The sequence below is a fragment of the Blastococcus sp. TF02A-26 genome (assembly GCF_003319125.1).
Taxonomy (GTDB): Bacteria; Actinomycetota; Actinomycetes; order Mycobacteriales; family Geodermatophilaceae; genus Trujillonella.
Genome location: NZ_QOHG01000008.1, coordinates 133811 through 148209, shown reverse-complemented (window position 1 = coordinate 148209; position 14399 = coordinate 133811). Strand labels below are relative to the sequence as shown.

The following is a 14399-nucleotide window of genomic DNA, read 5'->3' as shown; positions in this document are numbered from 1 at the left end:
CCGGCACATAGGCGGAGCTGATCGTCGTCTGCACCTATAGCCCCCAGCCACAGACGAGTTGCCTAATCAGCAATCGGCATCAATAGCCAACGACATGACGGCATCGAAGAGTTGCCGCCCACCACTGAAGCCATTCCCGCGCAAGCTCTCGTATTTACCGCAGAACGGCACGCATGCTACCAATAGAGGTAGTCCGGGCCCCGCTTCACGGGGCCCATCGCCGTTTCTAGGGGTGACCTATTGGTCATTATTGGGTGGCGTTGAGAATGCGCGGTGGGATGAAGGTGTACGCCGGGTCGGCGGCGGCGGCCCGGGCGTATCTGGAGGCCGACCGGGGCCGGGCCGATGACTACTACCTGACCGAGGGCACCGGACTGGCCCGCCGCTTCGTGGCCCGCGACGGACGCGTGGCCGAGCGGGCGCCGCTTACAGGGGAGACCTACGAAACCTGGGTGGCCGGCCGCGATCCGGACACCGGCGACCCGCGGGGGCGGCTGCGCACCGACGAGCGTGCGGTGCGGTTCGTCGAGGTGGTGGTCAACGGCCCGAAGTCCTGGTCGCTGGCCGCCGCGATGCATGACGACGTCGCGGCCGCCTACGACGCCGCCCAGGACCGCGCCGCCACCCAGATCATCGGCTGGCTCGCCGCCCACGCCACCACCCGGGTCGGCCCGCGCGGCGGCCAGGTGCAGGTGCGGGTGGGGATGCTAGAGGCGGTGACGGTGCGGCACTACACCTCCCGTGCCGGAGACCCGCACCGGCATCTGCACCTGCAGATCGGCGCCCGGGTGTTCGCCGCCGAACAATGGCGCGGGCTGCACACCGTTGGCATCCGCGACTTCCTCGCCGCGCTCAACGGAATCGGGCACGCTGCCGTCGTTTGCGATCCGCAGTTCCGGGCCGCACTCGCCTCGCACGGCTACACCCTGGATGCGACTGGAGAAATCCTGGAGCTTGCCGCCTACGTCGGCCCGTTCAGCGCAAGGGCGGCCCAGATCGGGCGCAACCTGGACCGTTACGAACGCGACTGGAGAGCGGCGCACCCCGGAGAACGGCCCGGTCCGGCGCTGCGGCGGGCCTGGGACGCCCGCGCCTGGGCCGAGGGGCGCCCGGACAAGGTCATCCCCCGCTCCGAGGCCGACCTCGTGGCGCGCTGGCGTGCCGAGCTGGGGTCGCTGGGCTATCGCGATCCCGCCCAGCCAGTCTCGCTGGCGCCGACGCCGATCGGCGCGCTCGACCGCGAGGCTGCCGTCGACACCGTGCTGACCCGGCTGGGCGCCGGCCGCTCGGCCTGGAACGGCGCCGACGTCCGCGGCGAGGTCGAGCGGCTGCTCGCCGCCGAGCAGATCGTCGCCGAGGCGGCGGTGCGCCTCGAGCTGGCCGAGGACCTCACCGCCCGCGCTCTCGGCCGGTGCGTTCCCCTGGTCGACCGGGAGGGAGTGCCGGAACACGTCCGGTCCTGGACCTCGCTGCCGGTGCTCGACGTGGAGGCCGACCTGCGCATCCGGTTCGCCGCCCGCGCCGGCCAGGCACCGCTGGGTGCACAGCGGCTGGCGCCGCTGCCGGCCGGCGTTGTCCGGGGCCTGGACGCCGGTCAGGCCGCCGCGGTCGCCGCCCTGACCGGCGACCGGCGTTTGATGGTCGTCGAGGGCGCGGCCGGCGCGGGCAAGACCACCACACTGGCCACCACCCGCGCCCTGCTCGAACGGCAGGGACGGCGGCTGGTCGTGGTCACCCCGACGCTAAAGGCCGCCCAGGTCGCCCGCGCCGAGGTCGGGGCGACCACCGGGTCGACGGCGTCCCTCATCTTCGCCCACGGCTGGCGCTGGAACGAGCACGGCCAGTGGACCCGACTCGCCCTCGGCGAGGTCGACCCGGTCACGCGCCGCATCCACACCGGGCCGACGGAAGGGACCCGGCTACGGCCCGACGATCTACTGATCGTCGACGAGGCCGGCATGCTCGACCAGGACACCGCCCGCGCTCTGCTCACCGTCGCCGACGAGGCCGGGGCCCGGCTGGCGCTGCTCGGCGACCGCCACCAGCTCGCCGCGGTCGGCCGCGGCGGTGTCCTGGACCTGGCCGCCGATCAGGTCGGCCCGGCCGCCCACGTGACTCTGGAAACGGTGCACCGCTTCCTGCGCACCGACGGCACCGGCCAGTCGGTTCCGGACGCCGAGTACGCCGAGCTGACGATGGCGATGCGGCGGGGTGACAACCCGGGTGTGGTGTTCGACGCCCTCCTCGCCCGCGGCCGGATCCACCTGCATCCCGACCACGCAGCGCTGCAGGACGCCCTGGCCGCGATCGCCGCCCGCGACCCCCAGGCGGCCGACGTCGCAGTGGTGGCGGACACCCGCGAACAGGTCAACGAACTCAACGCCGCTATCCGCCACCGGCTGGTCGCCGACGGCCGGGTCGACGACGCCCGGGCCGTGACCACGCGGGCGGGTCAGCGGATCGGCGCCGGCGACCGGATCGCCACCCGGCGCAACGACCGCGACCTGGAGGTGGCCAACCGAGACACGTGGACCGTCACCGCGGTCGGCCGGCGCGGTGGGCTGCTGGTCACCGCCGGCACGACCACCGGTGACGTCTCCCGGGGCGATGTCACCCCGGCCGGCGCACGGGTCCGGGTGCTGCCCGCCGACTACGTTACCGAGCACGTGGAGCTGGCCTACGCCAGCACCGCGCACGGCGTGCAGGGTGACAGCGTTCCCGCCGCGCACGTGGTGATCGGTGAGGCGACCGGCGCGGCCTCGGCCTACGTCGGCATGACCCGCGGGCGGTTGTCCAACACCGCGCACCTCGTCGCGGCCGACGTGGCCGAGGCCCGGGCGCAGTGGATCGCCGTCTTCGGCCGCGACCGGGCCGACCTCGGCCCCGGCCACGCGGCCCAGATGACCGCTCGAGAGGCCGCCCGCGACCGCCAGGACCGGCCGCGCCACCGGACGGCAGCCGCTCCCCCGCGGCCGATCGCACCCCCGCCCAGCGTCCCCCGGCCCGAGGCGGAGCGGCGGGGATCATCCCTCTCCCGCGGCGGCGCGACACCGGGCATCGGTCGATGACCAGGGCCGCCACCACCGGCCAGCCGCAAGCGGCCAGCAACAGGAGGAGAACCGGAGGATTTCGGAAGCCATCGGCGGTCGGCTGTCACCAATCGCGCCCGAATGGCGCCTTCTCTAGTGACGGAGCACATCCCACCCGAGCCCACCGGAGCCAGCGATGTCCGACGATCCCGCCCGCCGCGAGCCCGAACTGCTCACCATCACCGAGGCCGCCGAGCTGCTCCGCGCCCCGGTGGCCACCCTCCGGTACTGGCGCCACCTGGGCACAGGTCCGCGCAGCTTCCGGCTCGGCCGCCGCGTCATCTACCGCTCCGACGACCTGCACAGTTGGATCGACGATCAGCGTCGGCAGGCCACCACCGGCCGCTCTTGACCGGAGACATTGTGTCGGACAATACTAGCGCGTGGGAGATCCGGTTCACCCAGTCGGCGAGGAGGCACCGCATCGGCCGGGCCTCCGCCCGGCACGTGCTGGCCACGACCGACCCCACGCAGGTCACGACCAGCAGCGGCGCCGACGCCTGGCTCTACATCGGACCCGATGAACGGGGGCGAGAGCTGGAGATCATCGCGCTCGAGGTGGCCGACGCCGGGCAGCCGTACCTGCTCGTCATCCACGTCATGCCCACCCAGCTCCGAGGATGAGCCCCATGGCCGATCGAGTCCCGCCCACCGTCACTTCCAGCACGCCCATCGGTCCCGACGTCGACCTCGACGCCGAGGACGTCCGACTGGCCGACGGAAGCCGACTGACCGAGGACCGAGCAGCGGAGATCGTCGAGGAGGTCCGCCGTCGCGCCGGGCGACCGTCCCTGACCGGCGAGGCTGCCGCCTCACCACGCATCACCTTCCGCATCGCTCCCAGCACCCGCGACCGGGCCGCCGAGATCGCGGCCCAGGAGGGCAAGACGGTCTCCCAGCTGGCCCGCGAGGCACTCGAGGAGCGGGTCGCCGCAGGAGAACGACGAGCATGAGAGCGAGGCGATGAAGCGATGGCGTCGATCGCCAGACGTCCCGACGGCACGTACCGGCCGCGGTTCCGCGATGCCGCCGGTAAGGAGCACGCCCGGCACTTCAAGCGGAAAGTCGACGCGCAGCGGTGGCTCGACGAGATGACCGCCGCGATGGTCACCGGGCAGTACGTCGACCCCGCGGCCGGCCGGGTGACCTTCCGCGAGTACGCCGAGCGGTGGCGTGCCACCCAGGTGCACCGGCCCACCACCGCCGCCCACGTCGAGACGATGCTGCGCCGCCACGTCTATCCCAAGCTCGGCGACAAGCGGCTCGGCTCGGTGCTGCCCAGCGACATCCAGTCCCTCGTCAAGCATCTGTCCCTGGACCTCGCCCCAGCGACCGTGGGTGTGGTCCACCGGATTCTCGCGGGGATCTTCAAGGCCGCGGTCCGCGACCGCCGGATCGTCGCCTCGCCTTGCGAGGGCACCAAGCTGCCGAAGGTCCACCGGCAACGGATCGAACCGATGACGCTCGAGGCGGTCGAGACGCTGACCGACGCCATACCGGACAGATACCGTGCATTGGTCACCCTCGCGGCGGGCACGGGACTCCGGCAGGGCGAGGCCCTCGGACTCACCGTCGACCGCGTCGACTTCCTCCGTCGACAGCTCACCGTCGACCGCCAGCTCGTGACCATGCCGGACCGGGCGCCCTATCTCGCGCCGCCGAAGACGCAGGCGTCGATCCGGATGGTCCCACTGCCCCAGGTCGTCATCGACGCCCTGGCGGTCCACCTCGCCACGTGGCCGGCCGCCGAGTTCGTCTTCACCACCGAACTCGGCGACCCGATCCGCCGCACGGCGTTCTCCGCGGCCGTGTGGCGACCCGCGGTGCGACGTGCCGGGCTCAGCGGCGTGACGATGCACTCGCTGCGGCACTTCTACGCGAGCCTGCTCATCCGACACGGGGAGTCGGTGAAGACGGTCCAAGCCCGGCTGGGGCACGCGAGCGCCGCCGAAACGCTCGACACATACAGCCATCTCTGGCCCGACTCCGACGACCGGACCAGGGCCGCCGTCGACTCCGTCCTCGGCCGAGTTGCGGACTCCCTGCGGACTGACGCCGTCCGCTGAACCCATAAGCCCAGGTCAGCGACGGGCGACGGACGAGTCGGCCTGTACGCCGGGTTCTGTCCCCGGGTGCCTCGCGGCCTCCCGGTGTGCGGTCATCCATCTAGGCCTGTCGTTGCCGGCAGGCTCGAGCGGTCCACCCGCAGGCTCGGGCGGGCAGCCCTCGAACGCCTGCGCAGGACGACGTTCCCGCCGTCCCTCTCGACCTTGCTCCGGGTGGGGTTTACCGAGCCACACCGGTCACCCGGTGTGCGGTGGTCTCTTACACCGCCGTTTCACCCTTACCAGCCGTGTCTCCGGAGAGGCACCGCTGGCGGTCTGTTTTCTGTGGCACTGTCCCGCGGGTCACCCCGGGTCGCCGTTAACGACCACCCTGCCCTGTGGAGCCCGGACGTTCCTCGGCGACGGGGTCTCCCCCGCCGACGCGACCGCCCGGCCGACTCGTCCGTCGTGCCGTCAGTCTAGGCACCGCCGCCCGGCGGCGTCAGCCCGCGTAGAGGGCGAACCCGGCGTGCCGGCGACCGTCGGGACCCTCCGGCGCCGACATCTCCACCTGGCGGCGCGCCTGCTCCTCGACCGGATCGTCGGACAGCGCCGCCAGGTAGCGCCGGTGCTCGGTCAGGGAGGCCACTGCCGGCTCGACGCCGTCGGTGACGTCGACCGTGTGCGTGACGCCGGTCGGGGTGCTGACGGCGATCCAGCGCACGCCGCGCCACGGCTCGGGGTCGGCCAGCTCGGCGAAGATCCACTCGTTGGCCGCGTCGCCGACCGCGTCGACCGCGCAGCGTCCCAGCGCCCGGTGGTCGGCGCTGTTCCAGTACCCCGGGGCCACGCCCGGCGGCGTCCACGTCTCGCCCCGGTGCATGGTCACGACCAGCTCGGGCCGGTGCCGGCGGATCGCCGCAGCCAGGGAGCGGCGCAGCTCGAGGCCCTCGACGAGCCGGCCGTCGGGATGGCCCAGGAACTCCACGACGGAGACGCCGACGGCCGCCGCGGCCCGGCGCTGCTCCTCCTCGCGGACCGGCCCGGCGACCTCGGGCGGGCAGCCGGCGATGCCCGCCTCCCCGCTGGTCGCCAGGACGTAGCGGACGTCGCGCCCGGCCGCCGTCCACACCGCGACGGCGGCCGCGCAGCCGTACTCGACGTCGTCGGGATGGGCCACGATCACCAGGGCCCGCTGCCAGTCGTCGGGGAGCGGCTCGACGGAGGTCATGGCCCCGCATCCTGCCCGGTCAGCGGCCGCGCGCCACCCGCAGCGCGATCCCGATCATCGGCACCTGCAGCGGCAGCCGCAGCGCCGCGACGGCCAGCGGCAACGGCTTCTTCGGCACCACCCGGATCGTGTGCAGGTGCGCGGGCACGAAGGCCGCGAGCAGCCCCACCGCGGCCCAGCCACCGGCCCGGCGGGTGGCCGGCGCCGCCATCAGCACCGCCGTCCCGATCTCGGCCACCCCGCTGGCCAGCACCCAGCGCCGGGCGTCGCCCAGCTCCGGCGGCACCAGCCACTCGTAGGTGCGGGGGCGCACCAGGTGGACCACCCCGGACCCACCGAGTGCGGCTGCCAGCACCTTGGCCCTGCCCGGGAGTCCCATGGGCCCACCGTAGGGGCAGGCTCCCGGCTCGATCTCCTCCCCCCGAGGGGTGAACGCCGGTGTGCAACGGTCCACACCGGGCAGCGGCAGGCCGATGACCAGGCCATGCGCCTGCGCCCGCACGACCGGCTGCTGCCCGGTGCCCCCGTCTGGGGACTGGCCGTCACCGGGCTGTCCGCCGCCGTCCAGGTGGTGCTCGCGCTCCTGGGCCGGATGCCGGCGGTCGACACGCCGCTGCGGCTGCTCGTCGCGGTCCTGCCCTACCTGGGCCTCGCCGTCCTGCTGGGCTGGCGGGCCCGGTCCGTGCCGCACGACCGGGACGTGTGGGTGCGGATGTCCCGCGGCTGCCTGGTGCTCGTCGGGGTGATCGGCTGCCTCGGTCTGCTGCACGCCCTCGGTCTGGAGCGGGCCGTCCCCGACGCGTCCACCGTCGGCGTGCTGGTGGCGTTCCCCTTCTTCTACACCGGCCTCGTCCGCTGGAACCGCTACCGCACCAACCTCGCCGACCCCGGCGACCTGCTCAACGGCGCCGGCGGCGTCCTGGCCGTCGTCGCCGTCTGCGCGGTGCTGGCGGAGGGGCCCGCCCGTGGCACCGAGTGGCAGGAGCTCCGTTCCGTCGCCGTCCAGGTCGCCGTCGGGCTCGTCCTCGCGGGGACGGCTCTGTCGGCCGCCTTCCTCGGCGCCATGCGCCGCGACCCCCGCCCGTGGCTGGTCAGCGTCCCCTTCGCCACGATCACCGTCTCCGGCCTCGTCACCCTGTCCACCGGCGACGCACCCGCGTGGGGGTCACCGGCGTCGGCCGTCGGCGTGCTGTGCCTGGCGACGGCCGTCGCCCTGCGACCGACGCCCTCGACGCCGCAGCCGACCGACCCCATCGGCTCCACCGTCGGCGCCTTCGTGGTCATCGTCGCCTCCACCGTCGTCCTCGTCGCCGCCCAGCTGGGCGGCACGCCCACCGCGTCCTGGTGCGCCGCGCTGGCCGTCGCCTGCGCCGGGCTCCGCCTGCTGGTCAACGTGCGGGAACTGGCCGTGCTCGTGGTGACCCGCCGCGAGGCACTGACCGACGAGCTGACCGGGCTGGCCAACCGCCGGGCCGTGCTCCGCCGCACCGCGGAACTGCTCGACGGTGGTGTCCCCACCGCGTTCGCCCTGCTGGACCTGGACCGCTTCAAGGAGGTCAACGACGGCCTCGGCCACGGCGCCGGCGACGAGCTGCTGCAGCTGGTCACCCAGCGGCTCCGAGCGGTCGTGCGCGACAGCGACCTGCTGGGCCGCCTCGGCGGTGACGAGTTCGCCGTCGTGGCCGTCGTCGACCCCGGCGTGGCCCCGGAGGTCGCCGCCACCGCGCTGTGCCGGCGGCTGCAGGTGCAGTTCGCCGAGCCGTTCGCCCTGCACGGCATGTCGGTGCACGTGGGCGCCAGCATCGGCGCCACCACGTGGCGCGCCGACCAGGTCGGGCCCGTCGGCCCCACCCGCCTGCTGCGCGAGGCCGACGCCGCCATGTACGGCGCGAAGCGCTCCGGCAGGGGCACCGCGCTCTACGACGAGAGCGAGCACGCCGAGGGCGGGACGACGCTCGTGCTCGTGGAGGAGCTGCGCGCCGGGCTCCCCGCCGGGGAGCTGGTGCTGCACCACCAGCCGCAGGTCGACATCCGGACCGGGCGGGTCGAGGGAGTGGAGGCCCTCGTCCGGTGGGCGCACCCGACCCGCGGCCTGCTCGGGCCGGGCGAGTTCCTCCCGGTCGCCGAGGCGCACGGCCTGATGGGCGCGCTCACCGACCAGGTGCTGGCCGGTGCGGTCGCCCAGCTCGCCCAGTGGCAGGACCGCGGTTCGGACCTGCGCATGTCGGTGAACCTCTCGGCCAGCAACCTGCTGGACTCGCGCCTGCCGCGGCGGGTCGCCGCGCTGCTGGAGGAGTACGGCGTACCGGCTCGCTGCCTGACGCTGGAGGTCACCGAGACCGTGCTGCTGGCCGACTCCGAACGCAGCACCGCGGTGATCTCCGCCCTGCGCGACCTCGGCGTCGAGATCAGCATCGACGACTTCGGCACCGGCTACTGCTCGCTGGCCTACCTGCGGCAGCTGCCGGTGAACGAGCTCAAGCTCGACCGCTCCTTCACCGCCGACCTGGTCTCCGACGTCCGCACCGAGGCGATCGTCGCCAGCACCGTCGAACTGGCGCACCGGCTCGGCCTGCGCGTGGTCGCCGAGGGGGTCGAGGACGAGTGCACGCTGGCCCGCCTCTCCGCCCTCGGCTGCGACCAGAGCCAGGGCTACCTGCACTCGCCGCCGCTGCCGGCGGCGGAGCTCGAGGCGTGGGTGGCCGACCGCGGCGTCGCCGTCACCCTGGCGGGGCTCCCGTGAGCAGCCGCCCCGCGGCCCGGCTCCTACCCGGCGCCCCGCTGCCCCTGCTGGCCGTCATCGCGACCGGCGTCGCGCTCTCGGCGCTCGTCGCGGCGACGGACCTGTCCGCCGGGCTGGAACGGCACTCGCTGCTCCTCGCCGTGCCCGCCTCCGCCGGCCTCGTCGCCGTCCTCCTGTGGCGCGTCCGCCGGGTCGCGGCCGAGCGCGACGTCTGGTGGCGGCTGGCCCTCGGGGCCATCGCTCTGGGCGCCGTCACCGCGGGAGCGGCGCTGCTGCAGGCCGTCCCCGCCACGCACGACGCCGGTCCGGTCGTCGCCGCGTGGGCGCCGGCGCTGGCCTACGTCTTCCTCTACGGCGGCGTGGTGCGGTGGAACCGGTACGGGACCGAGGTCGCCGACCCGGACAACCTGCTCACCGGCGTCGCGGCCGCGCTCTCCTGGATGGCGCTGACGCAGGCGGCGGTGGACGGCATCGGGCGTCCGGAGTCCCTCACGGGCGCGCAGATCCAGCCGCTCGTGCTGCACATCGCGGTGGGACAGCTGCTCCTCATCACCACGCTGATGCAGCGGGTGCTCGGTGACCTGCGCCGGGACCTGCGGCCGGTGCTCATCGCCCTCGGCTTCGGCGGCATCGAGCTGACGGCCTGCCTCGTGCTGGCCGAACTCACCTCCCCCGCCTGGACGCCGGTGGCCGGCGCGCTCGCCTGCCTGCTCCTCGCCGTCGCGGCGACCCTGACGCCGAAGCCGGCGACGTCGCGGCCCAGCGACGCGGCGACCTCGATGGCCGGCGCCTTCGTCGTGATCGTCATCGGCACCGGAGCGCTCATCGCCTCGGCGGTGGGCACCCCCTCGGCCGTCGCGCTGACGCTCGGTGGGCTGGCCGTCCTCGGGGGCGCCGTGCGCCTCCTGATCGGCGTCCGCGACCTCGCCCAGCTCACCGAGACGCGCGCCGAGGCGCTCACCGACCAGCTCACCGGACTGCCCAACCGCCGCGCGGTGCTGCGCCGCATGGCCGAGGACGGCGCCGCGGGCACGGGCACCGTCTTCGCCCTCATGGACCTCGACCGGTTCAAGGAGGTCAACGACGGACTCGGGCACGCCGCCGGCGACGACCTGCTCCGCCAGGTGGCCCAGCGACTGGCCCCCGTGCTGCGCACCGGTGATCTCCTGGGCCGCCTCGGTGGCGACGAGTTCGCCGTCGTCGCCTCCGCGGAGCCCGGCGCCTCCCCCGAGGAGACCGCCGAGCAGCTGTGCCTGCGCCTGCGGGCCTGCTTCGACGAGCCGTTCCTGCTGGGCGCCCTCGACGTCCACGTCGGCGTGAGCATCGGTGTCACCACCGGCGTCCCCGCCGGCGACGACGAAGGCACCACCCGTCTCCTGCGCGAGGCCGACACCGCCATGTACGACGCCAAACGGGCCGGTGGCGGGCACGCCCTCTACGACGGTGCGCGGCACGCCGGCAACGGCGCGGCGCTGACCCTCGTCGAGGAGCTGCGCGCCGGCATCCGCGACGGCCAGCTCGAGCTGCACCACCAGCCGCAGGTCGACGTCGGGACCGGCCGGGTGCTCGGCGTCGAGGCGCTCGTGCGCTGGGCCCACCCGCGGCTGGGCCTGCTGGAGCCGGCCCGCTTCCTCGGTCTGGCCGAGGCACACGGGCTGATGGGCGCCCTCACCGACGAGGTCCTGGAGCAGGCGGTCCGGCAGCTGGCGGTCTGGCGGGTGCGCGACCCCGAGCTGCGCATGTCGGTCAACCTGTCGGCCAGCGACCTGGTCGACTCCGGGCTGCCGGCCCGCCTCGGCGGGCTGCTGGAGTCGCTCGGCGTCCCCCCGCGGTCCCTGACGCTCGAGGTCACCGAGGAGGTGCTGCTGCGCGACCCCGAGCGCAGCCGCCCGGTGGTGGCGGCCCTGCGGGCCCTCGGGACCGAGATCAGCATCGACGACTTCGGGACCGGCTACTGCTCGCTGGGGTACCTGCGCGAGCTGTCGGTCAGCGAGCTGAAGCTGGACCGCTCGTTCACCGCGGGCCTGCTCGAGGACGCCCCCACGGAGGCGATCGTCGCCAGCGTCATCGACCTGGCCCACCGGCTGGGGCTCCGGGTGGTCGCCGAGGGCGTCGAGGACGAGGTCACCCTCGCCCGGCTGGCCGCGCTCGGCTGCGACCAGTCCCAGGGCCACCTGCACGGCCGCCCGGCACCGGCCGACCTCCTCGACCTCGGTGCCCAGCCCGTCGGGAGCTGACCCCCCGCGGGCCGGCCGTACGCTGGCTCCCCGTGCCCGGCGTGGACCCGATCGCCCTCGCCGTCTCCGGCGCGGTGCTGGCGGCCACCCTGGCCGCCGCGGTCACGCCGCGGCCCCCGGTCCCGGCAGCGGTCGTCGCCGGCGCGGGCGCCGCGCTCCTGCTGGTGACCGGGCTGGTGGGCGCGGCCGATGCCGGGGACGCCGTCCGGGACGTCGCCCCGACGCTGGGCTTCCTCGTGCTGGTGCTCGTGCTGGCCGCGCTCGCGGATGCCGAGGGACTGTTCACCTGGGCCGCGGCGGCGACCGCCGCCCGCGCCGGCCGGTCGTCCCCCGCACTGCTCGGCCGGATCGGCCTGCTCGCCGCCGTCGTGACCGCGGTGCTGAGCCTGGACGCCACGGTCGTCCTGCTGGTCCCCGTCGTCATCGGCACGGCCGCCCGCATGGGCGTGCCGGGCCGCCCGCACGCCGTGCTGACCGGTCACCTGGCCAACAGCGCCTCGCTGCTGCTGCCGGTGTCCAACCTGACGAACCTGCTGGCCTTCGCGGCCACCGGGCTGACCTTCCTGCACTTCGCCGGCCTGATGCTCGGCCCGTGGCTGGTCGCCGGCGCGGTGGAGTACCTGGTGCTGCGATGGCTGTTCCGGGCGGACCTGTCCCGGCCGGCCCGGGCGGCCCAGGGCGCCGTGCCGCCGGTGCCCCGCCTGGCGGTCGTGGTCGTGGCCCTGACCGTGGCCGGGTTCGGGGCGGCCTCGCTGACCGGCGTGCCGCCGGCCTGGCCCGCCGCGCTGGGCGCGGCCGCCCTCGCGGCTCGCCGGCTCGGGGCCGGCACCAGCAGTCCGGCCGACCTGCTGCGGGCGGCCGACCTGCCGTTCGCCGCCTTCGTGACCGGGCTGACCGTCGTCGTGCTCGCGGTGCGGCGCAGCGGACTGGAGGCGGTCGTCGCCCGGATGGTGCCGGACGGGGACCACCTGCCCGCCCTGCTCGCCGTCGCCGCGATCGCCGCGCTGCTGGCGAACGTGCTGAACAACCTGCCGGCGACGCTCGCGCTGCTGCCGGTCGTCGCCGCCTCCGGCCCGCCCGCCGTGCTGGCGGCGTTGATCGGCGTCAACATCGGCCCCAACCTGACCTACGCCGGGTCGCTGGCCAACCTGCTGTGGCGGCGCGTGCTGGGCGCCGGGGCCCCGGCCGCCGGGCGGTTCACGCTGATCGGGCTGGCGACCGTCCCCCTGACGCTGGCGGCGGCGACGGCCGCGCTCTGGCTGGCGCTGCGGCTCTGACGGTCACTCGCCGCCGCGGCCGGGCTCGCCGATCGCGATCATCGCCTCGACCGCGCGGCGGGCACGGGCGGCGGTGTCCGGGTCGACGTCCACGACGCCGCGGCCGGTGCGCAGCGTGTCCAGCAGCTTGGCCGGCGTGATCATCTTCATGTAGCGGCAGGCGGCGCGGTCGTTCATCGGGATGAACTCGGTGCCGCTGTTGAGCGCCCGGAGCTGGTGCAGGATGCCGACCTCGGTCGCCACCAGCACCTGCCCGGCGGTGGTGTTCTTCGCCGCGTCGGCCATGCCGCCGGTGGACAGCACCCGGGTGCGCTCGGCCGGCAGGTCGCCGTGGCTGACCAGGTCGAGCACCGACGTGGTGCAGCCGCACTCGGGGTGCACCAGGATCTCGGCGTCCGGGTGCGCGGCGACCTGTGCGCGCACGTCGGAGGGGCTGATGCCGGCGTGCACGTGGCACTCCCCCGCCCAGACGTGGATGTCCTCCCGGCCGGTGACGCGCTTGACGTGCGCGCCGAGGAACTGGTCGGGGCAGAACAGGATCTCGCGGTCGGCTGGGATCGACCGGATGACGTCGGCGGCGTTGGACGACGTGCAGCAGATGTCGGTCTCCGCCTTCACCGCCGCCGTGGTGTTCACGTAGCTGACGACGACGGCCCCGGGGTGCTCGGCCTTCCACTCGCGGAGCTGCTCGGCGGTGATGCTGTCGGCCAGCGAGCAGCCGGCCTCCAGGTCCGGCAGCAGCACGGTCTTCTCCGGCGAGAGGATCTTCGCCGTCTCGGCCATGAAGTGGACCCCGCAGAACACAATCTCGCGGGCGTCGGTCTGCGCGGCGACCCGGGAGAGGTAGAGCGAGTCACCGGTGTGGTGGGCGACGTCCTGGATCTCGGGCACCTGGTAGTTGTGCGCGAGGATCACCGCGTCGCGCTCGTCGGCGAGCCGCCGGACCTCCGCGGCCCAGCTCTCGTACTCGGCGGGCGACAAGGTCCGCTCGTCCCCGGTCACGGCGGGGGTGGCGGGCGCGATCGTCGAGGTCACACGGTCTCCAGGGGGTCGGGCGGGGGCCACATGATCTCCCGCTCGGCACGGCGCGTCCGAAGCGGGGCACTCACTGCAACACCATCGGCCCACCCGACCTTCCCGGTGTCACCGGCGGACGTCGTAGACCAGGTGGAGCACCCGCCTCCCCCGCACCACCTCGACCGGGTCCTCCAGGAGCACCTCCGGGCCTCCCCCGCTGCCGAAGAAGCGCTTCCCCGACCCCAGGACGACCGGGACCAGGGCGAGGGCCACCTGGTCGACCAGGCCCGCGCGGAGCGCCTGTCCCCCCTTACGTCGCCGGCCGACACCGTGACGTCCCGGTCGCCGGCCAGCTCCCGCGCCCGCTCGATGCCGCTGCGGACGTCGGGCACGAAGGTGAACGGCGCCGTCCCGAGGTGCGGCCAGTCGTCGACCGGCCGGTGGGTGACGACGACGGCGTGCTCGCCGTTCGGTGGCACCCCGCCCCACCCGTTCGTGATGTCGAACAGGTGCCGGCCGCAGACCATGGCGCCCACGCGCCCGGCGAACTCCCGCATGTGCTCGGCCGTCGCCGCCGTCACCCGGAAGGGCCGGTCGGGATCGCTGAAGGTCAGCTCGACGTCGCCGTTGCCGTACCAGTCGAACAGCGGTCCGGGCATGTCGTCGTCCCGGCCCACGTAGCCGTCGAGGGACACCGCCGCGAACAGCACCACCTTGCCCATCGCACACCTCCGGTCGTCCGTTCCCCTCCAGGAGGACG

Annotated in this window: 12 protein-coding genes and 1 other RNA gene; 8 read left to right on the top strand and 5 right to left on the bottom strand. The window is 74.4% G+C overall.

Going from position 1 to position 14399, the window contains the following annotated elements; translation table 11 throughout:
• The first annotated feature begins 278 nt into the window (after positions 1-278).
• The 5 genes from mobF to DQ240_RS11260 all read left to right on the top strand — a co-directional run bounded on the left by mobF (position 279) and on the right by DQ240_RS11260 (position 5155).
• Positions 279-3068 (top strand): MobF family relaxase, encoded by a 2790-nt coding sequence (mobF, locus tag DQ240_RS11280; RefSeq protein WP_369832006.1) that lies wholly within the window; start codon positions 279-281, stop codon positions 3066-3068.
• Positions 3069-3225: 157 nt separating this feature from the next.
• Positions 3226-3441, top strand: coding sequence for an AlpA family transcriptional regulator (locus DQ240_RS11275; protein ID WP_113839697.1), 216 nt, complete (start codon positions 3226-3228; stop codon positions 3439-3441).
• 11 nt (positions 3442-3452) lie between these two features.
• Complete coding sequence (locus DQ240_RS11270; RefSeq protein ID WP_113839696.1) at positions 3453-3713, top strand: hypothetical protein; 261 nt, start codon at positions 3453-3455, stop codon at positions 3711-3713.
• 5 nt (positions 3714-3718) lie between these two features.
• Positions 3719-4042: a CopG family transcriptional regulator gene (locus DQ240_RS11265; RefSeq protein WP_113839695.1), complete on the top strand. Its 324-nt coding sequence runs from the start codon at positions 3719-3721 to the stop codon at positions 4040-4042.
• A gap of 18 nt (positions 4043-4060) precedes the next feature.
• On the top strand, positions 4061-5155 hold the full coding sequence (locus DQ240_RS11260; RefSeq protein WP_113839694.1) for a site-specific integrase: 1095 nt from the start codon (positions 4061-4063) through the stop codon (positions 5153-5155).
• A 29-nt stretch (positions 5156-5184) separates the two neighbouring features.
• On the opposite strand, the gene rnpB is transcribed toward DQ240_RS11260, so the two are convergent.
• The 3 genes from rnpB to DQ240_RS11245 all read right to left on the bottom strand — a co-directional run bounded on the left by rnpB (position 5185) and on the right by DQ240_RS11245 (position 6744).
• Positions 5185-5596, bottom strand: an RNA gene (gene rnpB / locus DQ240_RS11255) — RNase P RNA component class A.
• A 40-nt stretch (positions 5597-5636) separates the two neighbouring features.
• Positions 5637-6365 (bottom strand): PIG-L deacetylase family protein, encoded by a 729-nt coding sequence (locus DQ240_RS11250; RefSeq protein WP_113839693.1) that lies wholly within the window; start codon positions 6363-6365, stop codon positions 5637-5639.
• 19 nt (positions 6366-6384) lie between these two features.
• Complete coding sequence (locus DQ240_RS11245; protein ID WP_113839692.1) at positions 6385-6744, bottom strand: hypothetical protein; 360 nt, start codon at positions 6742-6744, stop codon at positions 6385-6387.
• Positions 6745-6849: 105 nt separating this feature from the next.
• On the opposite strand from DQ240_RS11245, the gene DQ240_RS11240 reads away from it, so the two are divergent.
• From DQ240_RS11240 to DQ240_RS11230, 3 genes are read left to right on the top strand one after another with little or no spacing between them, the layout of a single operon-like run.
• Positions 6850-9108 (top strand): bifunctional diguanylate cyclase/phosphodiesterase, encoded by a 2259-nt coding sequence (locus tag DQ240_RS11240; protein ID WP_113839691.1) that lies wholly within the window; start codon positions 6850-6852, stop codon positions 9106-9108.
• On the top strand, positions 9105-11345 hold the full coding sequence (locus DQ240_RS11235; RefSeq protein WP_113839690.1) for a bifunctional diguanylate cyclase/phosphodiesterase: 2241 nt from the start codon (positions 9105-9107) through the stop codon (positions 11343-11345). The genes DQ240_RS11240 and DQ240_RS11235 overlap by 4 nt, the downstream gene beginning before the upstream one ends.
• Positions 11346-11377: 32 nt before the next feature.
• Positions 11378-12622 carry an SLC13 family permease gene (locus DQ240_RS11230; protein ID WP_199589246.1) on the top strand — a complete coding sequence of 415 codons (1245 nt, stop codon included), beginning with the start codon at positions 11378-11380 and terminating at the stop codon, positions 12620-12622.
• Between the two features lie 3 nt (positions 12623-12625).
• Here the strand turns inward: DQ240_RS11230 and nadA are convergent, their stop codons facing one another.
• The gene (gene nadA / locus DQ240_RS11225) at positions 12626-13657 is read right to left on the bottom strand and encodes a quinolinate synthase NadA (RefSeq protein ID WP_113839689.1); all 1032 of its coding nucleotides are present in this window, start codon (positions 13655-13657) and stop codon (positions 12626-12628) included.
• Complete coding sequence (locus tag DQ240_RS11220) at positions 13654-14361, bottom strand: dihydrofolate reductase family protein (RefSeq protein ID WP_233498641.1); 708 nt, start codon at positions 14359-14361, stop codon at positions 13654-13656. Before DQ240_RS11220 ends, nadA begins: the two co-directional genes overlap by 4 nt.
• Positions 14362-14399: the final 38 nt, after the last annotated feature.